Origin of the sequence: Sphingomonas sp. BK345, assembly GCF_014193845.1 — a bacterium.
Taxonomy (GTDB): domain Bacteria; phylum Pseudomonadota; class Alphaproteobacteria; order Sphingomonadales; family Sphingomonadaceae; genus Sphingomonas.
This window is the reverse complement of record NZ_JACHZX010000003.1, coordinates 617051-638398: the sequence shown is the minus strand read 5'-3', so window position 1 is coordinate 638398 and position 21348 is coordinate 617051. Positions and strand designations below refer to the sequence as shown.

Below are 21348 nucleotides of genomic sequence, written 5' to 3'. Positions count from 1 at the left end.
GATCATGGAACGGGGGGAGTGCGGCGGTCAAGCTTCGTGCGAATATGGGACGGCCGGCCGCGACATCTGCCGTAACAAGAGTTCAACTGTCTCTTCTGTCGAACACATGTTATGACTATTAGCTCAGGCGCGTTGACGGCATCTCAGCCGCTGTATAGACGCCACATCATCATTTCGAGGAGTGTTACGATGAACGACGAGACCGCCAGCACCAATGTGGTCGAGCTCGCGACCGAACTGACGATCGCCTGGCTGTCCAATCCCAACACGCGCGCCTCGGGCGAGGACGTTCCGGCGTTTCTGCGCACGATGCACGACGCGGTGTCGAACCTGTCGTCGAGCACTTCGGTGACCAGCTCGGAGGAGCCCGCGAGCGACTATACCCCCGCGGTCTCGGTGCGTAAGTCGTTGGCGTCGAAGGATCATCTGATCTCGCTGATCGACGGCAAGCCGTACAAGACGCTGCGTCGCCACCTTGCCGGCCACGGCCTGACCCCCGACGACTATCGCCAGCGCTTCGGCCTGAAGCCCGATTACCCGATGGTCGCCGAGAATTACTCGCAGGCGCGCCGCGACATGGCGAAGAAGATCGGCCTCGGCCGGAAGCCCGGCGCGCGCCGCGGTGGGGCCGAGGAAGCCGCGCCGACGCCGGCGCCCGCGCCGCGCGGCCGCCGCAAGTCGGCCCCGGCCGAGGCCTGAGCCTGACGCCGGCCGCGGGGATCGGGGCGTGAGCGACGCCCCCGCGGCCGGTCTGGTCGAGCGCGCGCGCGGCGCGCTCGGCGACCGGTTGCGCGCGCTGGTGGCGAGCGAGCAGCTCGACCTGGCGCGCGCGGCCGACGATCCCGGCCTGATCGCGCGCGACTCGCCCGCCTGGGCGGTCCACGCCGATTTCTCGGCGATGATGATCGGCGGCATCTCCGCGCTGCTGCTTCAGATGCTCCACCCGCGCGCGCTGGCCGGGGTGTGGGACCATAGCGGCTTCCGCGACGACCGGCTCGGCCGGCTGCGCCGCACCGCCAGCTTCATCGCCGTCACCACCTTCGGGGCGACCGACACCGCCGAGCGCGCGATCGCGCAGGTGCGTCGCGTTCACGACCATGTCACCGGCACGCTGCCCGACGGCACGCCCTATCGTGCCGACGACCCGGCGCTGCTCACCTGGATCCACGTCGCGGAGGTGGACAGCTTCCTGCGCGGCTATCTGCGCTACCGCGACGCGTCGCTGAGCGCGGCCGAGCAGGACCGCTATCTCGCCGACACCGCGGTGGTGGCGGAGAAGCTCGGCGCCGTCGAGGTGCCGCGCTCGCGCGCCGCGGTGGCGGCCTATTACGCGCGGATCCTGCCCGAGCTGCGCGCCGACCATCGCACGCGCGAGGTGGCGGCGGCGCTGCTCGCGCCCGGCGACGACCCCGCCGCCGCCGCGGCGCTGACCGTGGCGAGCGCGGCGGCGGTGGACCTGCTGCCGGGCTGGGCGGCGGCGCTGCACGGCCGCCTCCAGCCCGCCGCCGCACGCCCCGCGATCCGCGCCGGCGCGGACGGGATGAGCCGGGTGATGCGCTGGGCGTTGCGGGCGCGGTGAGGGTGCGCTCCCGCCGGAGCAGGAGCGCGGACGGTCACCACTTCACGTCGACGCTCAAGGTGAAGCGGCGGCCGAAGTCGTCGATGATGGTGCTCCTGAAAGCATAGGATTGTACCGCCGTGCCCGCGGTCAGCTTGTCGAAGACGTTGCTGACGTTGAACGTTAGTCCGAAGCGCCGCTGCTCGCCGAAGGCATAGCCGACGGTGGCATCGTGCAGGCTGTAGCCGGGCACGCGGATGAAGTCGCGGATCTCGTTCTCGGCATCGGTGCCCTCCACCGGCGCGCCCGCGGAGAAGTAGCGCGTGGCGTTGTTCCAGTTCCACACCCATTGCGCGAAGAAGCCGCCGCGTTCGTAGCCCGGACGCAGCTGCGTGCGCCACTTGCTGAAGCCGATGCTCCCGGCCGACTCATAAGCGGCGCTCAGGTCGTTGTCCGGTGCATTGAGGTAGTGAAACAGCCGGTAGACGTTGGCGTAGAGCGTGAGCTTGCCGCTCTCGCCGCCGAGCGGCACCGAATAGTCGAGCGTGGCGTTGGCCGCCTCCACCTTGAGCTTGCCGAGATTGAGGAAGCTGTCGTTGAAGCCATCGGCCAATTCGAACGCGCGCTGGTGGCTGCTCGGCAGGCGCTTGTAGAAGCCGCAGGTGTTAACCCCCAGACTGCGCGACGTGTCCGGATAGGTCGGGCTGTCGTAGCAGAGCTGGAGCTCGGTGTCGGAGTCGACCAGGCTGATCTGATCCTCGACGAGCACATGGACATAGTCGCCGCTCAGCTTGAGCCGCGGCAGAAAGGCCGGGGTGAGCACCGCGCCGACCGTCCAGCTCTTGCCGCGCTCCGGGCGCAACCCCGGCGTACCGTTGTCAACGCCGGTGATCGCCACACCCGAGGGCACGTAGGTGTTGAGGAACTGGTCGGCGCCGGCCGTGTCGCTCGCCAGACCGGCGTCGATCACCGCGCGTCGGCAGTTGGCCAGGCGGGTCTGCGGGTGCAGTCCCTGGCCGATCTCGCTCGACGCGCAGGGATCGGTCGGCCACCTGAAGGCTGACTGACCGCCGAGGAACAGCTCCGTGATGCTCGGCTGGCGGATCGAGCGGGTGACGTTGCCGCGCACCTGTAGCGCGTGGACCGGGCGCCACGTGCCCGCGAGCGACCAGATGCGGTTCCACTTGCCCCGCTCGCGCTGCGTGATCTCGCTGCCGTCGAGCAGTCGCACGTCGGGCGCGGCGCCGCTCTGGCGGACGAAGCGGATGCCGGGCTGGAAGTGCAGCTCGCGGACCAGCGGTGCGGAGAAGTTCTCGCCGAGCAGCGGCACGATCGCCTCGCCGCCGAACTCGGCCGACTGGATATGACCCTGCGTGTCGGCGAGCGCGACCGAGCGCGTGCCGCCGGTCCGCGACAGCTCGTCGTTGCGATAGTCAATGCTCTCGCGACGATATTCGCCGAACAGCGCGTAGCGCGCGGTGCCGCCGGGGAGATCGACCAGCGCGCCGCTCAGCGAGGCCTGCCCGAACAGCATGCGCGAGCGATTGGTCAGGAGCGTCGGCGCCATCACATAGTCGCGCGCCTCGGCGGACATCTGCCCGTAGCCGAACAGGTCGAGCGGACGGCAGGCGGCGATCTGCGCGGCCGAGACGGTGCGACGCAGATAATGCTCCGTCAAATGATCGGCGCGGTCGCGATCGCGCACGATCTCCTGGCCGATCACGCCATAGGGCGTAGTACCGAGCACCGCGGCGCCCTGCGGCGTTTGAGCGCGGCAGACGATGTTACCGGCGGCATCGCGCACCGCATCGGCGGCGAGCGCATATTCGATGTCGCGGATCTGATCCTCGCGGCGGACCAGATCGTTGGCGGCATAGCTGAGCGACGCGTCATAGTGCGTCGTCTTGCCGAAAGCGGGGAACTCGCCGCGCGCGCCGACGACGGTGCGATAGGTGTCGCTGGTCGCCACCGTTGGACGGCGGTCGTAGAGGTCCTGGTTGGTGCGCGAGAGCAGGAAGCGGTCGGTCACTCCTGCCCGCTCGAGCAGATCGCGTGCCTGTTGGCTGAGATACGGGTTGCTCAGCTGGATCGCCAACGCGCTATATTCCGCGCTCGCGTAAGATACTGAATTGCCCAATCCCTCCGCCCGCGGGACGAGGCTGCGCACGCGGGCATAGTGGTTTTCGGTGTAGAGCGTCAGCGCGTCGCTCACGGTGTAATGCGCGATTAGGTCGGCGATGGCGCGGTCCTGCTCCGCATGCAGCAGATTAAGCCGCGCGCCCTGGTCGACGTCGGCGGGGTCGCCGCCGATCGCAGCGCCGGTCGTGCTCGGCGTCACGTCGGGGTCGGCGATCACCGCGGGCAGGATCGCGCGCAGCCCACCGCTGGCGTCGAACTGGAGCGGCAGGGCCACGCGCGGCAGCGCGCCGCGGGTCGCCGCGTTGCGATTGGGCGCGGTGAGGAAGCCCTTCACGAAGCTGCCGATAAAGGCGTTGATGTCGGTGCCGGGATGCACCTTCAGATAGTCGCGCGGGGTCGGCAGGTGCGCCTGGAGCAGGTTGAGCGCAAGCGAGTCGCGCTGCGCCGCGGTCCCGCCCGCTCCCGCCAGCGCGGGGGCGTAGCGCGCGATCACCGCGGCGTCGAACGCGTCGCGCGCCGCCGCGCCGGTCTCGTCGGCGCGGGTGCCCGGCAGCGACTCCGGCGCAAAGGCGCAGAAGCCGGTGAGATCGGTCACCCGGCAGCCGTTGCCGCGTGCCATCGGGCGACCGGGCACAAGGTTGGTGTTGCGCGGCATCGTCCATAGCGTCTCGGGCCGATAGCCGGGTGAGGCTTCCGGATCATTGGGATCGGTCGTGATCAGGCCCTGGAAGTCGCGGGGCAGATCATCGGCTAGGTCGCCCGGCGCGTCGAAACTGAAGACCGCGCCAGGGTGCGAGTACAGCAACGATCCGCCGCGATAGCCCGCCCCCGCGATCAGGCGCGGTACCTTGTCCGAGGCGGCGGGGAGGAACGCGCTGCCGCCGCTGCCATCGAGCGTCGGCGTGTAGGCCGCGTTGCGCACGCCGCCGTCGCGGAAGCTCGTCGGCGCCTGCCAGTTGGCGCGATAGCCCGCGCGCGCGTCGCCGTAGAGCGCGTCGTCGCGATCATATTCGAGCGCGACGGTGACGTTGCCGCGGCCGTCCGCGAAGTTGGTCCCACCGAGCGCGCTCAACCGATAGCGCGCGCCGTCGCCCCGCGCGGTCAGCCCGCTCAGCGCGCCGAGCGAGAGGCCCTGCACGTCGTCCTTGAGCACGATGTTGACCACGCCCGCGATCGCATCCGAGCCATAGGCCACCGCGCCCCCGACCGTCACCGCATCGGTGCGCGCGATCAGCGCCGCCGGGATCGTGCTGAGATCGACCTGCGACCCCGGCGCATTGTTGGCGACGAACAGCGACGCCGCGTTGCCGGAGACGTAGCGCCGGCCGTTAACCAGCGTCAGCGTCCGCGCCGAGCCGAGATCGAACAGGTCGACATAGGCCTGACCGAGGCTGGCGGGCTGGCCGCCGTTGTCGCCGTAAGCGGAGGCGCCGCTGCCGATGAACGGCACGTCGGTCAGCGCGTCGAGCGCGTTGGTGAAGGTGCGGCGCTGGATCTGCTCGCCGCTGACCTGCGCGCCGGGGATCACGCCGTCATAGGCGGGCTGGAAAATGCGCGAGCCGGTGACCACCACCTCGGCCGGCGCCTCCTCGCGATCGGTCGCGACCGCGGGAGCCGCCGACGGCACCTGCTCGCTCGCCGCCGTCTGCGCGCGTACCGCGCCCGGCACCATCAGGCCGCCGACCAACGCGGTCGCGGCGAGTAACGTCACCCTGCTCATGTCCCACCCCTTGTCTCGGCCGCCGATGGCCGAGACGGGAGGGTGACCCCTGCAACAAAAGAGTCGCAACTCTGTTGCTCGAAAGCAACAAAGCCACGACCCTCATCTTGTCAATTACTTCGATCAAAGCCCGCAGGGACACTCACCATCTTGGGTGACGCAACGCGGTGATTATCGCGCCCGATCGCCGATCCGGGTCGGGCGCGATCGGATCAGCCCACCACGACGGTGACGGCGCGGCGGTTCTGCGCCCAGCTCTCCTCGTCCGAGCCGAGCGCGACCGGACGCTCCTTGCCGTAGCTGATCGTGGTGATCCGCGCCGGCGCGATGCCGCGCGCCACCAGATAGTTCTTCGCCGCATTGGCGCGGCGGTCGCCCAGCGCCAGGTTATACTCGCGCGTGCCGCGCTCGTCGGCATGGCCCTCCACCGTGATGCGCACGTTGGGATAGCGCGTCAGCCACGCCGCCTGGCTGTCGAGGATACCGCGCGCGGTGCCGTCGATGTCGTACATGTCGAGCCCGAACAGCACCGTGTCGCTCTGCGCCGAGCGCTTGAAATCGGCCGCCGAGCCCGGCGTAATCCCGCCATTGGGGTCGGTCGAGGGCGGCGGGGGCGTCTCGGGGGCGCCGCCGGGGGCGGGCGGCAGCACGTCGGGGCGCTTCTTCGAGCAGGCCGCGGTGGCCACAAGGGCGGTCGCCATCAACAGGGTGGTCGTCAGTCGTGCCATCGCTTGTTCTCCCATGTTCGCCAATGTCTTGGTCATCGTATCTCAGGATCGAGTGTCGCCGCTTCCGCTCACGGGCGCAATGGCCCCCAGGCCGGATCCGAGCCGTCGAGCGGCGTCGGCACGCGGCGCTCGTTGACGCCCGTCAGGTCGACCGACCACAGATCGGCCTTGCCGGCGTTGCCGCGGCCCTGGCGGAAGAACATCAGCACGCGGCCGTTGGGGCTCCACGACGGTCCCTCGTCCTGCCAGCTGTTGGTCAGCAGCTTCTCGCCGGAGCCGTTCGGACTCATGATGCCGATGCGGAACGCGCCCTGGATCTTGGTGAAGGCGATCAGGTCGCCGCGCGGGCTCCACACCGGCGTGGCGTAGCGCCCGCCGCCGAAGCTGATGCGCTGCTGGTTCGAGCCGTCGGCGTTCATCACGTAGATCTGCTGTCCGCCCGAGCGATCGCTCTCGAACACGATCCGGGAGCCGTCGGGCGAATAGCTGCCGCCGGTGTCGATGCCGGGCGAGTTGGTCAGCCGCTGCGGCGTGCCGCCCGCAGCCGAGACGCGGTACAGGTCGGTGTTGCCCGCCTGCGCCATCGAGAAAAGAATGTAGCGCCCGTCCGGCGAGAAGCGCGGCGCGAAGGTGGTGGCGACGTTCTGCACCACCAGCCGCTGCCGCCCCGAGCCGAGCTCGTAGACATAGATGGCGGGCGTCCGTCCCACGTAGCTCATATAGACGATCGACTGCTGGTTGGGCGCGAAGCGCGGCGTCAGCACGATCGACGAGCCGGCGGTGAGGAAGCGGCTGTTGGCGCCGTCCTGGTCCATGATCGCGAGCCGCTTGATGCGGTTGGCCTTGGGCCCGGTCTCGCTGACATAGACGACGCGGCTGTCGAAATAGGCGCCCTCGCCGGTGAGGCGGGTATAGACCATGTCGGCGCATTTGTGCGCGGCGCGACGCCAGTCCGACGGCGGCACGACGAAGCCCTGGCGCGTCAGCTCGGTGCGCGCCGAGACGTCATAGAGGTAGCAGCCCACCGTCAGCGTGCCGTCGCCATTGGCGCGGATATAGCCCTGCACCAGCGCCTGCGCGCCCGAGCCGCCCCAATAGTCGTAGGTGGGCGCGGTCACCTCGGGAAAGGCGATCGCGCGCGTCGCGGCACCTGCCAGCGGGTTGAACAGCCCGGAGTTGCGCAGGTCGTTGGCGACGATCTCGCTGAGCTGGCGGCCGAGCCGGTCGGTCGGGCCGGCGGGAGTCTGCACCACCGACTGGGTCGGCATCGGCGGGATCGCGATCGGCATCGGCGCCGAGATGCCGCCGGTGACGTCCACCTCGAGCGGCGGCGGGGTCTGGCCCACGGGCGTGCCGGGCTGCTGCGCGGGCGCGGGCGCGGCGGGGGCGCCGGCGGGCGGGACGAGCTGCGCCGCGGCGGGGGTGGCGAGCAGCGCGGCGGCGGAGGCGAGGAGCGCGGTGGGCGCCAGCGCACCGATGATGGTTCCGCGCCTGCGCCCCGCCCCTCTTCCGTCATCCCGGACTTGGTCCGGGATCCACCGGCCCGCGCGCGCCGCGCTCAACGAGTTTGCAGCACCCTGGATCCCGGACCAAGTCCGGCATGACGGAGTGGGTGTAGCGGGCGATGTTAGTCCCCCCACCGGCAGCGCGGCGGCGGTCAGGGAAGAGGCCCGGCGGAAGGGCGTAGAACCGCAGAGTCGGAGTCGCATCACCGCAGTTTCCAATTGTAGTTGATGTTGCTCCACCCCCCGTTGGCGGTGGCGTAATATTCGGCCGGCAGCTTGAGCGGCGAGCAGCCCTTGAACGCGGCGACGCCGAGATCGACCACGCGCCGCGCGTAGCGCTGGTTGTCGTCGTCGACGCCCGACTGGCGCACCACCGTCGGCACCGCCGCCAGCGTGCCGTCGCGGTTGAGCCGCAGGTTGAGCGTGGTGACGATCTGGTTGGCGCCGGGGCCGGGATCGACCTGGCGGTCGGCGCAGGGCTGGATCTGGCGCGCGATCGCCTGCTGGATCCCCGCCAGCGCGCGCGCGTCGACCCGTGCCGCGGACGGCGGCGCGTCGCTCTCCTTGGCGCTGCTCTTCTCCGCGGTGAGCCCCTTGAGGAAGTCGCTGCCGAGCCGGCCGCCCTTGGCGCGCTCGGCCTTGGCGGTCTCGGTCTTGCCGCTGCCCTTGGCCGCGGCGGCGGGCGCCTTGGCCTTGCTCGGCGCGCTCGCCGCGCTCTGCTGCTTGGTCGGCGCGGACTTGGCCGGCGCCTTCTCCGCCGCCGGCGCCGGCTTGGGCTTGGGCTGCGGCTTTGGCTCGGGCTTAGGCGCGGGCGCCGGCTTCGGCGGCGCGGGCTTGGGCGGCGCCGGTTTCGGCGGCGCGGGCTTCGGTTCCGGCTTGGGCTCGGGGCGCGGCTCGGGGACCGGCGCGGGGGCGGGCACCGGCGCGGGGGGCGCCGCGGCGGGCGGCGGCGAGTCGACCGGCTCGCCCGCCTCGGGCGACACGCGCTGCGACGGCGGCTCGGTCGCGGCGGGCGCGGCGGCCTCGAGCGCAACGTCCTGCACGAGGCTGACCTCGACCGGGTTCTGCTTCAGCTTGATCGGGTTGGGCGTGTCGAGGAAGCCGACCGACAGCAGGCCGAAGAGCAAGACATGCCCGGCCGCCGCGACTCCCAGCCCGATCTTCTCGGCGCGTTCCACGTCGGCGTCAGTCCTCGCCGACCGTGACGAGCGCGACGCGGTTGAGCCCGGCGCGGTTGAGCTCGCCCATCACGCGCATCACCCGGCCATAGTCGAGCCCGCGGTCGGCGCGCAGGAAGACCTGCGGCGGCTGGCCTTCCGTTCCCTTCGCGGCAATGGCGGCGAGCCGCGACGGCAGCGCGTCGGCGGGCACCTCCTCCTTGGCGACGAAGATACGGCCCTGCTCGTCGAGCGAGATCTCGGTCGGCTGCTGGTCCTGGTCGAGCGGCTTGGCGCGGCTGTCGGGCAGGTTCACCGGCACGCCCTGGGTCAGCAGCGGCGCGGTGACCATGAAGATGATCAGCAGCACCAGCATGACGTCGACCAGCGGCGTCACGTTGATCTCCGCCATCGGCGCCTTGCGGCCCTTGCCGCGGCTGGAGGGGAGGTTCATCGCCATGTGCGTTAGCCCTCAGCGCTCGCCGTCGAGCTGGCGCGACAGCGTGGCGTGGAAGCCGTCGGCGAAGCGGTTGAGCCGCGCCTCGATGCGGTTGATCGCATGGCCGAAGCGATTGTAGGCGATCACGGCGGGGATCGCCGCGAACAGCCCGATCGCGGTGGCGAACAGCGCCTCGGCAATGCCCGGCGCCACCACCGAGAGGCTGGTGTTCTGCTGGCTCGCAATCGCGGTGAAGCTGCGCATGATGCCCCAGACGGTGCCGAACAGCCCGACGAACGGCGCCACCGAGCCGACCGTGGCGAGCACGTTGAGCCGGTCCGAGATGTCGTCGATCTCCTTGGCCACCGCCGCGCCCATGACGGTGCCGAGCCGCTCGCGCGTGCCGTCGCGGTCGATCACGTTGCCGTGGGTGGAACGGCGCCACTCGGTGACGCCCGCGGCGAGCACGCGCGCGGACGGCAGGTCGCTCTGGCCGTTGCTCTTGTAGAAGGCGTCGATGTCGTCCGCCTTCCAGAAGTCGCGCTCGAACTGCGCGCTCTTCTTCTTGGTGCGGCCGAGCTTGAGCCAGAAGCCGATGATGATCGCCCAGGTCCAGATACTGGCGAGCAGCAGCCCGAGCATCACGCCCTTCACCACCCAGTCGGCCTGGAGGAACAGCGCGATCGGCGACAGCGTCGCGGCGTCGGTCTGCAAGATCGGATTCACGGCGTCTCTTCCCCTGTGGTGTCGACCGTCGCGGTATCCGCCGCGGCGGTGGCGGCGAGGCGGCGGAACTGCTCGAGCCAGGCCGCCGGCTGGCGCCGCGGCCGACCGTCGGCGCCGACCAGCGCCGCGGTGACCTCTGCCCGCGCCAGCATTTCCGCGCCGCGCCTGACTGTCTGATGAATGACCACGCTGGCGGCGCGCGCCTGCGCGACCTCGCTCTCGACCAGCAGCGCGTCGCCGAGCCGCGCGGGCGCGGCGTAGCGGATGTGCAGGTCGGCGATGGCATAGGCGCCGCCGCCCGCCTCGTGATGCGCGCGCTGGTCGATGCCGGCGACGTGGAGCATGTCGGAGCGGGCGCGCTCCATGTAGCGCAGGTAATTGGCGTGGTAGACCACGCCGGAGAGATCGGTGTCCTCGAAATAGACGCGCAGCGGGAAGAGATGCACCCTCCCCGCGAACCGCCCCTCTGCTGGCTGATCGTGCACGCCCGCCGTCATGGCTAGGGCTGGTAACCGATGCGCCGGGGGGTGGGAACCCCGCATGGGCGTGACGTGGGTCAGCTGGGGGGGGCTTGATCCTCCCCTGCAAGGGGAGGTGGCAGGCCGCAGGCCTGACGGAGGGGTGTCGACGCCGGTGAGGGAGAATGTCCTCACGACTGTTTACACCCCTCCGTCAGCGCTTCGCGCTGCCACCACCCTTTCAGGGGAGGATGAGTCAGCGTTCACCTCGCCACGAAGCTGTTGACCGAGCGGTCCTTGCGTACCCTGGCGCCGTCGAACACCGTGCCGTTCATCGCGATCCACACGCCCGGCGCGGCGGTCTGCGCCGCGGCCACCGCCATGCCGAGGTTGAACGGCGCATCGCTGTCGGCGAAGCGCGCCGGCGCCAACGCCCCCACCAGCACGATCGTCTTGCCCGCGACCCCCGCCCCCGCCGCCAGCAGCGCCGCGGCGGTGTCGGTCATCGTGTCGGTACCGTGCGTGATCACCGCGCGCGTCTCGGGCGCCGCCGCCACGGCCGCAACGATCGCGGCGCGGTCGGCGTCGGTGAGGTCGAGGCTGTCCTTGCGCAGCAGCTCCACCACGCGGAACGGCAGCGCCACGCGCGCCTGGCGCAGCACGCGCTCCACCACGCTGTCGCCGATCTGATACTCGCTCAGCGCGTCGAAATAGAGCTTGTCGATCGTGCCGCCGGTAGTGACGACGAGCAGGCTCACGCCTCCCCCTCAACACCTTCGAGAAGGCCGTGGCGCGCCAGCATCGCCGCCGGGTCCGGGTCGCGCCCGCGGAAGGCACGGAAGCTCTCCGCCGCGGGCCGCGTCGCGCCGCGCGCCAGCACTTCCTCGCGCAGCGCGGTGCCGGTGGCGCGATCGACCAGCCCGTTCTCGGCGAACTTGCCGAAACCGTCCGCGGCCAGCACCTCGGCCCAGAGATAGCTGTAATAGCCCGAGGCATAGCCGCCCGCGAAGATATGCGCGAAGCCGTGCGGGAAACGGTGCCATTCGGGCGGGCGGATCACCGCCACCTCGTCGCGCACCGCCTCGATCACCTCCATCGGGTCGCTGCCGAGCGTGCCGAGGTGGAGCAGCAGGTCGAACAGCGCGAACTCGAGCTGGCGGACGATGAACAGCCCCGACTGGAAGCGCCGCGCCGCCACCATCTTCTCGAACAACTCGGGCGGCAGCGGCGCGCCGGTCGCGTGGTGCCCCGACATGCCGGTGAGCACGTCGCGGTCCCAGGCGAAATCCTCCATCAGCTGGCTCGGCAGCTCCACCGCGTCCCACTCGAACCCGCTCGTCCCCGCGATCGAGGGGCGGTCGACGCGCGTGAACAGGTGGTGGAGGCAGTGGCCGGTCTCGTGCAGCAGCGTCACCACGTCGTTGTGGCTCAGCAGCGAGGGCGCGTCGGGGCTCTTGGGCGCGAAGTTGCAGACGAGATAGGCGACCGGCACGCGGACCGTGTTGCCGTCGCGCAGCCGCGGGCGCGCCTGCGCCATCCACGCGCCGCCGCGCTTGCCCGGGCGCGCGTGGAGGTCGAGGTACAGGCCGGCGAAGGTCTCGCCCGCGTCGTCGACCACGTCGTAGTAAGTGGCGTCGGCGTGATAGGTGGCGACGTCGTCCCGCGCGACCAGCTGGAGCCCGAACAGCCGCCCGAGCAGCGCCTGCCAGCCCGCGGTGACGCGCTCGACCGGGAAATAGCCGCGCACCTCCTGCTCGTCGACCGCGTAGCGCGCCTGGCGCAGCCGGTTGGCGGCGAAGCCCGCATCCCACGGCTCGAGCCGGTCGAGCCCGAGCGTGTCGCGCGCGAACGCCTCCAGCGTGTCGCGGTCGCGCTGCGCGGCGGGGCGCGCGCGGCGGGCGAGGTCGCGCAGGAAGGTCAGCACCTCCCCCGCGTTGGGCGCCATCTTGGTGGCGAGCGACCATTCCACCGGGTCGGTGAAGCCGAGCAACCCCGCCGCCTCGCGGCGCAAGGCGAGGATGCGCGCGATCCGCGGGCCGTTGTCGAACTGGCCCGCGTTCGGCCCCTGATCCGAGGCGCGCGTGCCATAGGCGCGGTACACCGCCTCGCGCAGGTCGCGGTCCTCGGCGAACGTCAGCACCGCGGTGACGCTCGGCTGCTGCAGCGTGACGAGCCAGCCGTCCTGCCCCTTGGCCCTGGCGGCGGCGGCGAACATCGCCTTGTCCGCGTCGGACAGGCCGGCGAGCCGCGCCTTGTCCGCGATCGCGAGAGTCCAGGCGTCGGTGGCGTCGAGCAACGCGCTGCCGAACTCGGTCGAGAGCGCGGAGAGCTCGACCGAGATCGCGGCGAAGCGCTCGCGCTTCTCGGCGTCGAGCGCGACGCCGGCGAGGCGGAAGTCGCGCACCGCATGTTCCACCGCGACACGGTCCTGCCGCGGCAGCGCGGCGAAGGCGGCCGACGCCTCAAGCGCGGTGAGCACCTCGTAGAGGTCGCGGTTCTGCGCGACCTTCATGCTGTGCTCGACCAGCTTCTCCTGCCCGGCGGCATGCGCGGCGCGCAGCTCGGGCGTGTCGGCGACGCCGCGCAGGTGCGACACCGCCGACCACAGAGCGTCGATCGCCGCCTCGGCGCGCTCGAGCGGCAGCCAGGCGGCGGCGAAGTCGGTCGGGCGCTCGCGCGTGACGGTGGCGACCGCCTCGGCGTGGCGCGCAATCGCGGCGTCGAGCGCGCGGGCGATGGTGGCGGGGGTCAGCGCGGCATAGTCGGGCAGCGCGATAGGGTCGAGCAGGTCGGTGTCGGTCATCACCCGCGATGATAGGGACGGCGGGAGCGGCTTGCCAGAGTGGCGCCGCGATTCCGGGTCGCGAGGCGAGTCGCGACCGCTGCCGGCCCGCCCGCTCGACCGACCGCCAAAGGCTTACCCGCCCGCCCTTGCGTGATGCGAACGACTCGCACTAGCAGTGCGCGTGAAAGGGGATCGCGCGTGATGGGGAGATATCAACCATGGTTCGGCGCCGCCGCCGCGGCGGCACTGGCCGGCGGCGCGCCGTCGGCGGACGCGGCACCGACCCCGCCGGCAAGCGACGCGCCCGCCGAGGTCACCGTGACCGCGACGCGCGCGGCGAAGCCGGCGGAGGACGTGCCGGTCACCGTCACCGTGATCGGTGCGGAGACGATCGCTGACCAGCTCGCCGGCGGGATCAAGGCGCTCGTACGCTACGAACCGGGCGTCTCGGTGCGGCGCGCGCCGGCGCGCTTCAGCGCGGCGGGGAGCAGCACGGGGCGCGACCGCGACAGCGGCTTCACCGTTCGCGGGCTCGACGGCAATCGCGTGATGATCACGGTGGACGGCGTGCGCGTGCCCGATGCCTTCGGTTTCGGCGCGCAATCGGTCGGCCGCGGCGACTATGTCGATCTCGACCTGATCCGCTCGGTCGAGCTGCTGCGCGGCCCGGCCTCGGCGTTGTACGGCAGCGACGGCGTCGCCGGTGCGGTGAGCTTCATCACCAAGGATCCGGCCGACCTGCTCGCGGCGGACGCCCGCGTCGGCGGCGGCGCGCGGATCGGCTATGACGGGTCGGACGCGAGCTGGACCAAGGGGCTGACGGTCGCCGGGCGAGACGGCGCACTGTCGGCGATGCTGGCCTATACCCGCCGCGACGGCCATGCCCCGCGCAACCGGGGCAGCGACACCAGCGCCTCGCCGCTCCGCACCGCGCCCGATCCGCAGGACAGCGCGTCGGACGCGCTGCTCGCACGGCTCGCCTGGACGCCGGGCGCGCGCAGCCGCGTGCGGCTGACCTATGAGCGGCTCGCCTCGACCGTCGCCACCGACGTGCTGAGCGCGCACGCACTGCCGCCGCTCACCGCGCGATCGGTGATCGGGCTGACCGCGCTCGACCGGCTCGGACGCGCGCGCGGCACGATCGACTATGCCTATCAGGGCAGCGGGGCGCTCGCCGGCATCCGCGCCGCCGCCTATGTCCAGAGCAGCACCAGCGCGCAGAACAGCTGGGAGGACCGCCTCGCGGCGCCTGACCGCGTGCGCCGCAACCTGTTCGACAATGCGCTGTACGGCGGGCTGCTCCAGCTCGACTCGCGCGCGACGACCGGCGGCATCACCCACCGTCTCGTCTATGGCGCCGACTATGCGCATCTGTGCCAGCGCGGGCTGCGCGACGGGCTGGTGCCGCCGGCCGGGGATCATTTCCCGACGCGCGCCTTTCCCACCACCGACGACGCGCATCTCGGCCTGTTCGCGCAGGACGAGATCGCGCTGGCGGGCGGCGCGCTGACGCTGTTCCCCGCGCTGCGCCACGACCGTTACGCGCTGACGCCCCGCGTTGACCCGCTCTTCACCGCCTTCGCGGCCCGGTCGCAGCACGGCGCGCGCTGGACGCCGCGGCTGGGCGCGGTGGCGCGGGCGGGCGCGCTGGTGCGACTGTTCGCCAACTACAGCGAGGGCTTTCGCCCGCCCGAGCCGAGCCAGGTCAACAACGGCTTCGTCAACCCGGTGGCCCATTACAGCTCGCAGCCCAACCCCGCGCTCCGCCCCGAGACGAGCCGCAGCGTCGAGGCCGGCACCCGGCTGGTGGCGCCGCGCTGGTCGCTGAGCGGGACGGTATTCGACAGCCGCTTCCGCGACTTCATCGACCAGGCGCTGGTCGCCGGCCGGTTCACCGCGGCCGACCCGGCGGTATATCGCTACATCAACCGCTATCGCGTGACGATCCGCGGCGTCGAGGCGAAGGGCGAGTGGCGCCTCGACGGCGGTGCCGGGCTCCACGCCGCCGCGACCTATGCGCGCGGGCGGACACGCGCGCCCGACGCACCCGACGCGCTGCCGCTCGACAGCGTCGACCCGTTCACGCTGGTCACCGGGCTGTTCTATCGCCCCGACGACGCGGTGCTCAGCGGCGCGATCGACCTCACCCATGCCGCACACAAGCATGCCGGCGACGTCCCGCCGACCTGCGGGGACGGCAGCGAGCGCTGCTTCACTCCGCCCGGCTTCTGGGTGCTCGACGCCACCGCCGCGCTGGCGCTGCGCGGCGGTGCGACGCTGCGCGCGGGCGTCTTCAACCTCACCGACCGGCGCTATTTCCGCTGGAGCGACGTGCGCGACCTCGCCGCCGACGCGTCCGCGCGCGACGCCTACTCGCAGGCCGGACGCACCGCCGCCGTGTCGCTCACCCAGCGTTTCTGAAGGAGTCGCCCGATGCTGTCCCCGCTGCTCGCCCCCGCGCTCGCGCTCGCGACGCCCGCGCTGGCGTCCGTCGCCGTGCCGACCGCCGTCGCGTCGCCCGATGCGCCGCTCTACGGCGACGAGGCGCGTGACCGGCGCTCGATCCTCGCCATGGCGGGCGCCTTTGACGTCACCTTCGACCTGCGCGAGACGGTGGCGCTGGTGCCCGGCTACACCTTGCTCCCGTCCAAGCCGGTCCATGCGCAGGAAGTGGTGCGCGTCGCCGAGGACACGCCGCGGCAGATCGTGCTGCAACATCTGCTCGTGCTCCGCGGGCGAGACGGGCCGGCGCGCGTCATCAAACATTGGCGGCAGGACTGGCGCTACGAGCCCGCGACCGTGCTGCGCAACACGGGTCCGAACCGCTGGGCGGTGCGCGCGCTCTCCGCCGAGGCGCGACGGGGCGCCTGGTCGCAGACGGTGTGGCAGGTCGACGACTCGCCGCGTTACGGCGGGGTCGGGCGCTGGCGTTACGACGGCGGGGTGGCGCGCTGGACCAGCGACGAGACGCGGCGCCCGCTCGCGCGCCGCGACGCCGAGCGCGACCCGCCCTATGACCATTATGTCGGCGTCAACCGTCACCTGCTCACCCCGGCCGGCTGGGTACAGGAGCAGGACAATACCAAGCTCGCCACGAACGACGGCACGCCGGTCGCGATCGCGCATGAGACGGGCGTGAACGCCTATGTCAGGTCCAGCACCGTGCCGGTCGCGACCGCCGACGCTTATTGGGCGAAGACCGCGCGCTATTGGGCCGGCGTGCGCGCCGCCTGGGCAGCGAAGATCGAGGCCGCGGGCGAGCTCACGCTCGACGCAGCGCCCGCACCGACGGTGAGCGGCGCCAAGGGGCTGACCGAGCTCGCGGATGAGGTCGCACGCGGCGAGCGATCGTCCGATCAGGCGCTGGCGTCGGCCCGTGCGGTGATCGCGCGGCGGGCGGCGCAATGAGGCGCCGACCCGGGCGATAACATCGGTCGACGCGTCCCGCCGCTCGCGTCCGAGGCAAGGTGGCGAGGTTTGTCGGTCAGGTCGCGCCGGTCGAGCGCGACCGGTCTATGATGAGAGGTCTTCTTAGGAGGCCAGCGGCATCATGCTCACCGCCCTCGTCCTGCTGCTCGGATCGTTCGCGACCGGGGCGCCTGCTGTCTCGCCTCGCGCGGCCGCCGCGCACGACGATCGCGCACACGCGACGGCGGTGTTGACCGCCGCGTTCGCGCGACTGCTGCCGCCCACCGTCATACCGCCGCGGGTGACCCTTTCCGACGCGGCCGTGGCGGCGCCGTTCGTGCGCCGCGAGGCGGACGCGGTCATCGTCGATGCGCGCGTGGCCGAACTGATCCGCACCCCGCCGGAGGCGCTCGCCTTCGCCGCGCTCGCGCTGGGTCACGACGACGACGGCGCCGCGGGGACGCCGTCGACCCCGGGCATCGACCTCCGCACCGTCGCGGCGGCGCTGGCGGTCGGCGCGGCGGGTGACCGGCTCGATCGCTCCGGGCCAGCCGAGACGCCCGACGATCGACGTGCCCGGCGCCGCTACGATTGGACGCCGCCACCGACGGAGCGGCTGAGCGCCTCGGCCGCGGCGGCGCGGCGCGCGGTCGCGCTGCTCACCGGCGCGGGGGTTGCACCGCCCCGCTGGTGGCGCTGCTCCGCCGTATGGCCGCGACGGAACGCGAGCCGGGAGGTCAGCCCGCGGCGCTGTTCGCGCGACAGGTGCTGGGTAACCTGGGCACGATCGCCTATCCGCCCGACGATTCCTGTCTCCGGCCATGATGTCCTCGGCCTGACGATCCCGCCGTCACCGCCCCCTCACTCCGCCGCGACGAGCCGTCGCGCGCCGCTGCGAACTCGCCAGCGCCACGCCGCCTGCGCCGCGAGAGCCGCCACCATCGTCAGCCCGGTCAGCGGGAAGAGCAGCCCCGCGACGCCCATGATCGCGACCAGCCCGGCGCCGCTCTGCCCCGGCGGCGCACCCAGGCGCCCGCGCGGGCGGCGCTTCCACCACATCACGGGCGCGCTCGCGCACAGCAGCGCCAGCGCGGCGCAGGCGGCGAGCATCACCAGCCGGTTGGGCTCGCCATATTGCTTGCCCTGGTGGACCGCGGCGCTCCACTCGATCACGCGCGCGGCGCCGCCGAACTCGTCGAAGCGCGCGTCCTGCAGCACGCGCCCGTCGCCCGCGTCGACGTAGATCACATGCGCCGCCTGCGCCGGCCCGAGATTGGCGCTGACCAGCCACGGTGTGCCCGAAGCGGCGGGCCAGGTCAGCGTATAGTCGCGCGTCACGCCGTGCCGCGCCGCCGCGGCGAGCGCCTGGTCGGCGGTAATCGTGGCGCCGCCGTGAGTCGCGCCCCCGTGCGCCGAGCCGTGCGGCATCGGCCGCTGCTGCAGCGACCAGGGCAGATCGTGCTGCGCGTGCTCGAGCGCGGGCGCGACCGGCGCGGCCGGACGCCCCCAGCCCGCCCCCGCCGCCGCGGCCTGGACGTTGCGGCCCCACACCGCGCTCCACGGCAGCCCGCTGAGCGAGAGGAACAGGATCACCGCGCCCGCCACCAGCCCGGTCGAGGCGTGGAGGTCGCGCCAGAACAGCCGCTTGGCGGGCGAACCGCGGACGCCGATTGCGGGCGCGCGGCCGCGCTGCCACCACAGGTACAGCCCGCTCAGCACCAGCACGATCGACCAGCCCGCCGCGATCTCGATCAGCCAATTGCCGACCCAGCCGGTCAGCGCGAGGCTGTGAAGCTTCTTCACCGTCTGCATCACCCCGCCCGGCGTCGTGGTGCCGGCGATCCGCGCGTCGCCCGGGTCGACGAAGGCCATTCGGGTGGCGCCCTCGGGCAGGGCATAGGTGATCCGCCACGCCTCGTCGTCGCGCGCGGGACGGAGCAGCTGGACGACGCGGCCGCCGGTCTGGCGCTCGACGCGCGCCGTCAGCGTGCCGGCCGACAAAGGTGCGCCGGGGGCGGCGCGCAGCCAGTCGCCGTAGACGACGCGCTCCAGCTCGGGCTTGTAGAGATAGAGCGAGCCCGTCACCGCGAGCCACAGCAGGAAGGGGAGCGTGAGCAGGCCGGCGAAGAAATGCCAGCGCCACACCGCGCGATACAGGTCCGCCATCGTCACCGCTCCGCTTGGACGGTGCGCGACGTAGCGCAGAGATGGTTAACAACGCGCTCACCGGGGCGCGTACGGCAGGAAGCGACGGTCATCGCGGACAATCCCTCGTGCGCGCGCGGCGCTGGGCACGCGCGCGGCTTGGTCGGGCACCGGCGCGCGCGCCGGCGACGAGTCAGGCGACGAGGGCGAGCGGCGGCGCGCGCAGCGGCGGGCGCCACCGCGGCGGCGCACGCGGGGCGGCGACGGCGCGCGGCCGCGGGGCCGGCGTCGCGGCGGCCAGCGCGGTCACCGCCGCCGGCACCGTCGCGGCGGCGACCGCGAGCGGCGTGGTAAGCGCGGCGAAGGCGCAAGGCTGGTCGGGCGCCCGGTGGTGGGCGGGAGAGCCGTCATGCCGGTGGTGCGCCACCCGCGCGACACCGGGGCAGGCGACCAGCGCGAGCGGCCGGGCCGGGCTCAGCATATAGCCGGCGGGGACGAGCAGCCGCACCGCGAGCGCCGCCACCACCAGCCACAGGGCCAGGCGCGGGCTGTTCGCGAGGAGTCGGCGCAGCGACGTCACGCCGGCGGGACTAGGCGCGTGGCGGGAGCGACGCAACGACGTCGATCAGCACGAGATCGGGAGAAGATCAGATCCTCCCCGCTCGCGGAGAGGGGGACCGCCCGGCGCAGCCGGGTGGTGGAGGGGGCTCACCACGAAGCACAGCGTTGGCGGAGCGCCCCTTCCACCAGCCTTCGGCTGGTCCCCTCCCCGTGCCGGGGAGGAGTTCAGCTCTCCCCCTCAGATATCCCCCAGCCCCGCCTCCTCGGCGTCGCCGCGCCCCTCTGCGACGAACTGCGCCAGCAGCCACGACGCCGCCGGCCCGGGTGGCGAGTCGCGGCGCCAGATCGTGCCGAAGCGGTAGATGCCGCCGGGATGATCGGGCAGCGCCAGCCGCACCAACGTACCCGCGAGCAGGTCGTCCGCCACCATCGGCAGCGGCATGTTGCCCCAGCCGATCCCCTCGCGCAGCAGCGCGTGCTTGGCGCCGAGGTCGGCGAGCCGCCACGTCTGGTGGCTTACCACCGCGAAGTCGCGCCCCTCGGTGAAGCGCGACCGATCGCTCAGCACCAGCTGCGTGTAGCCGCGCGCCGCGCCCGGCGCGATCGTGGTCATGCGGCCGAGCGGGTGGTCGGGCGCCGCCACCGGCACCATCGCCAGCGCCCCCGCCGCCTCGCACTCCAGCCCCTCCACCCCGGCGGCGAGCGGCCCGGAGACGCCGATCGCGGCGGCGCGGTCGAGCACCATCGCCGCCACGGCGCCGAGCGCCTCGACGTGGAGCCGCAGCGCCACCGTGGGATATTCGCGCGCGAAGCCGCGCAGCACGCGCCCGAGCCGCTCCGCCGGCAGCATCACGTCGACCGCGAGCACCACCTCCGCCTCCAGCCCCTGGAGCAGCCCGCGCGCCTTGGCGCGCAGCCCGTCGATCCCCGCGGCGACCGCTCGCGCCTCGGCGAGCACCGCGCGCCCCGCCTCGGTCAGCACCGGGCGGCGTGTGCCCTCGCGCTCGAACAGCGTCAGGCCGAGCTGCGCCTCCAGATTGGCGACGCCGTAGCTCACCACCGATACCGCGCGGTTGAGCCGGCGCGCCGCCGCGCCGAAGCTGCCCTCGTCGACGATCGCGAGGAAGAGGCGCAGCTGGTCGAAGGTCGGCGTGCCGGGCTCGCTCACTGTTCCACTTCCTCGAACATGACGGACGAATTTATCCGGCTGAACGCGAGGGTCCGCAAGCCCTAGATCATCGCCATGCACCGGCCACCAGCGGCCCAACAGGAGTGAACAGCATGATCGACCTCCGCCCCCTCGCCTCGCTCGGCGGCGCCAACCACGGCTGGCTCGACGCCAAGCACCATTTCTCCTTCGGCGGTTACCATGACCCGGCGCGCACCCATTGGGGCAACCTGCGCGTGTGGAACGACGACACGATCGCGCCCAAGACCGGCTTCCCGCCGCACCCGCACCGCGACATGGAGATCATCACCTATGTCCGCGAGGGCGCGATCACGCACCAGGACAATCTCGGCAACGCCGGCCGCACCGAGGCGGGCGACGTCCAGGTGATGAGCGCGGGCACCGGCATCCGCCACGCCGAGTATAACATGGAGGACGTGACCACGCGCATCTTCCAGATCTGGATCGTGCCGACGCGCACCGGCGACCAGCCGCAATGGGGCGCCAAGCCCTTTCCCAAGGGCGAGCGCTCGGGCCAGTTCGTCACGCTCGCCAGCGGCTATGACGGCGACGGCGACGCGCTGCCGATCCGCACCGACGCGCGCGTGGTCGGTGCGACCCTGCGCAAGGGCGAGCGCGCCGACTATCCGCTCGGCCGCGACCGCAAAGCCTATCTGGTGCCCGCCACCGGCGCGGTCGAGATCGACGGCGTGCGGGTCAACGCGCGCGACGGCGCCGCGATCAGCGCGGTCGAGGTGCTGAGCGTCACCGCGCTGGAGGACAGCGAATTGGTGCTGGTCGACGCCGCCTAGGGGGACGCGGCGGCGTGTCCTGTGCTGGGCACGCCGCTC

The 21348-nt window shown here is 72.2% G+C and carries 18 protein-coding genes; 6 read left to right on the top strand and 12 right to left on the bottom strand.

All coding sequences use genetic code 11. From position 1 onward, the window contains the following. The first annotated feature begins 189 nt into the window (after positions 1–189). The gene (locus FHY03_RS12255; protein ID WP_183923866.1) at positions 190–699 is read left to right on the top strand and encodes a MucR family transcriptional regulator; all 510 of its coding nucleotides are present in this window, start codon (positions 190–192) and stop codon (positions 697–699) included. A gap of 28 nt (positions 700–727) precedes the next feature. After that, entirely contained in the window at positions 728–1579 is an 852-nt protein-coding gene (locus FHY03_RS12250) for an oxygenase MpaB family protein (protein ID WP_311721486.1), read from the top strand. Positions 1580–1613: 34 nt separating this feature from the next. On the opposite strand, the gene FHY03_RS12245 is transcribed toward FHY03_RS12250, so the two are convergent. The 9 genes from FHY03_RS12245 to FHY03_RS12205 all read right to left on the bottom strand — a co-directional run bounded on the left by FHY03_RS12245 (position 1614) and on the right by FHY03_RS12205 (position 13233). Further along, positions 1614–5417 (bottom strand): TonB-dependent receptor domain-containing protein, encoded by a 3804-nt coding sequence (locus FHY03_RS12245; RefSeq protein ID WP_183931061.1) that lies wholly within the window; start codon positions 5415–5417, stop codon positions 1614–1616. Positions 5418–5629: 212 nt separating this feature from the next. Then, on the bottom strand, positions 5630–6145 hold the full coding sequence (pal, locus tag FHY03_RS12240) for a peptidoglycan-associated lipoprotein Pal (RefSeq protein ID WP_183931059.1): 516 nt from the start codon (positions 6143–6145) through the stop codon (positions 5630–5632). A 68-nt stretch (positions 6146–6213) separates the two neighbouring features. After that, the gene (gene tolB, locus FHY03_RS12235) at positions 6214–7578 is read right to left on the bottom strand and encodes a Tol-Pal system beta propeller repeat protein TolB (RefSeq protein WP_260158951.1); all 1365 of its coding nucleotides are present in this window, start codon (positions 7576–7578) and stop codon (positions 6214–6216) included. A 275-nt stretch (positions 7579–7853) separates the two neighbouring features. After that, the gene (locus FHY03_RS12230) at positions 7854–8828 is read right to left on the bottom strand and encodes a cell envelope biogenesis protein TolA (RefSeq protein WP_183931057.1); all 975 of its coding nucleotides are present in this window, start codon (positions 8826–8828) and stop codon (positions 7854–7856) included. Positions 8829–8835: 7 nt separating this feature from the next. Continuing rightward, the gene (gene tolR, locus FHY03_RS12225) at positions 8836–9267 is read right to left on the bottom strand and encodes a protein TolR (RefSeq protein WP_183931055.1); all 432 of its coding nucleotides are present in this window, start codon (positions 9265–9267) and stop codon (positions 8836–8838) included. 12 nt (positions 9268–9279) lie between these two features. Then, a complete protein-coding gene (gene tolQ / locus FHY03_RS12220) occupies positions 9280–9972 on the bottom strand; it encodes a protein TolQ (RefSeq protein WP_183923874.1) in 693 nt (230 codons plus the stop codon). Next, positions 9969–10469, bottom strand: a complete 501-nt coding sequence (locus FHY03_RS12215; protein ID WP_183923876.1) for a YbgC/FadM family acyl-CoA thioesterase — start codon at positions 10467–10469, stop codon at positions 9969–9971. Before FHY03_RS12215 ends, tolQ begins: the two co-directional genes overlap by 4 nt. A gap of 224 nt (positions 10470–10693) precedes the next feature. Then, on the bottom strand, positions 10694–11188 hold the full coding sequence (locus tag FHY03_RS12210; protein WP_183923878.1) for an asparaginase domain-containing protein: 495 nt from the start codon (positions 11186–11188) through the stop codon (positions 10694–10696). Next, the gene (locus FHY03_RS12205; RefSeq protein WP_183931053.1) at positions 11185–13233 is read right to left on the bottom strand and encodes a M3 family metallopeptidase; all 2049 of its coding nucleotides are present in this window, start codon (positions 13231–13233) and stop codon (positions 11185–11187) included. Before FHY03_RS12205 ends, FHY03_RS12210 begins: the two co-directional genes overlap by 4 nt. 183 nt (positions 13234–13416) lie before the next feature. On the opposite strand from FHY03_RS12205, the gene FHY03_RS12200 reads away from it, so the two are divergent. From FHY03_RS12200 to FHY03_RS21085, 3 genes are all read left to right on the top strand, one after another. After that, positions 13417–15636, top strand: a complete 2220-nt coding sequence (locus tag FHY03_RS12200) for a TonB-dependent hemoglobin/transferrin/lactoferrin family receptor (protein ID WP_183931051.1) — start codon at positions 13417–13419, stop codon at positions 15634–15636. A 12-nt stretch (positions 15637–15648) separates the two neighbouring features. Continuing rightward, entirely contained in the window at positions 15649–16623 is a 975-nt protein-coding gene (locus FHY03_RS12195) for a DUF6607 family protein (protein ID WP_183931049.1), read from the top strand. A 690-nt stretch (positions 16624–17313) separates the two neighbouring features. Beyond that, the gene (locus FHY03_RS21085) at positions 17314–17448 is read left to right on the top strand and encodes a hypothetical protein (protein ID WP_260158892.1); all 135 of its coding nucleotides are present in this window, start codon (positions 17314–17316) and stop codon (positions 17446–17448) included. Positions 17449–17484: 36 nt separating this feature from the next. Here FHY03_RS21085 and FHY03_RS12190 read toward each other — a convergent pair whose 3' ends face one another. From FHY03_RS12190 to FHY03_RS12180, 3 genes are all read right to left on the bottom strand, one after another. After that, on the bottom strand, positions 17485–18789 hold the full coding sequence (locus FHY03_RS12190; protein WP_183931047.1) for a PepSY domain-containing protein: 1305 nt from the start codon (positions 18787–18789) through the stop codon (positions 17485–17487). A gap of 172 nt (positions 18790–18961) precedes the next feature. After that, positions 18962–19348, bottom strand: coding sequence for a hypothetical protein (locus FHY03_RS12185; RefSeq protein WP_183931045.1), 387 nt, complete (start codon positions 19346–19348; stop codon positions 18962–18964). Positions 19349–19567: 219 nt separating this feature from the next. Continuing rightward, on the bottom strand, positions 19568–20497 hold the full coding sequence (locus tag FHY03_RS12180; protein ID WP_183931043.1) for a LysR family transcriptional regulator: 930 nt from the start codon (positions 20495–20497) through the stop codon (positions 19568–19570). A gap of 113 nt (positions 20498–20610) precedes the next feature. On the opposite strand from FHY03_RS12180, the gene FHY03_RS12175 reads away from it, so the two are divergent. Then, entirely contained in the window at positions 20611–21309 is a 699-nt protein-coding gene (locus FHY03_RS12175) for a pirin family protein (protein ID WP_183923894.1), read from the top strand. The last annotated feature ends 39 nt before the right edge of the window (positions 21310–21348 follow it).